1 protein-coding gene is annotated in these 1,031 nt (G+C 63.8%); it reads right to left on the bottom strand.

The genetic code is table 11. From position 1 onward, the window contains the following. Positions 1-1,031 (bottom strand): hypothetical protein (locus EK23_RS21325; RefSeq protein WP_158002579.1); only part of this gene is annotated, 1,031 nt, incomplete at both ends.

Below are 1,031 nucleotides of genomic sequence, written 5' to 3' on the forward strand. Positions count from 1 at the left end.
GTGGCGGCGTCGGGGTCGCGGGAGACGGTGACGCTGACCGCGTAGGTGAGGCTGATGGTGTTTTCGATGATCCAGGGCGACGACGCCGTCTCGCCGATGGCTTCCGCCAGGGTCGCGGCGTCGCCCACGGCTTGCAAGACTTCAAAAACCTGTCCCACCAGCGGTATCGCGCCCATGATCCTCGCCGCGGTCTCGTTTTCAAAGATTGTCACCGCCAGCTTTTCAAAAAGTACCGAGTAGGCTTTGGGCCCAAAGAAGACTTTTGGGATCAGCGACCCCAGGCTGGCCAGGAGGCCCCACATGTTCTGCGCGTTGCCTGCTCCGTTGGTGGTGATGTCCTCGTAGGTGGCGCCACCCGCCGCCACCGTTGCGGCGAACGCCTCGTAAGAGGTAAGTGCCGTGTTTGAGGCGAGAATGGCGTCATACGTCTCTGCGTCTATGTAATCGGGGAAATATTCCCTGGTGGCTTTCCAGGTGGCCGCAAGATTCATATCGGTCAGCAACGCGAAGGCGGCGAGTCCGATGGTGAGGATCCCGGTGGTGATCGAGGCGAACAGGACCTCGTCCTGGGGTGCGATGTGGTCGGGGTAGGCGTCGGCCGGGAAATACTGGCGCCAGCCGCCGGCCACGGCGTCGTTGCCCAGGCCGCAGAACAGCAGGCGCGCCGAGGTGGCCTCGGCCGGGAAGTTGAGGGTGACGTTAATGGTGTTGGTGTCCCACAGGGGCACGCCGAGCAAGGTGAAGATCTGCGGCAACAGCCCGACGGACTGGCAGTAGTGGGTGTCGGGCCAGGTGGGGCTGGTGTTCAGCGAGAGGTTGGTGCCGTCGGCCTTCAGGTATTGCACATAGACCCAGATCCAGCGCACATAGTTGTTGTAGAGGGTGAGGGGCACCGCGCGCCCTGAGACGCTGCCGTTGGTCTTGGTGTAGGTGCCGTAGAGCAGGCCCTGGTTGGCGATGTCGACGTCGACGGAGGCGCCGAGGGCGGCAGGCGCGGTATAGGGCGTGGCGGTGACGGTCATGCCCTGGGG

It is taken from the genome of Methyloterricola oryzae, from assembly GCF_000934725.1.
GTDB lineage: Bacteria > Pseudomonadota > Gammaproteobacteria > Methylococcales > Methylococcaceae > Methyloterricola > Methyloterricola oryzae.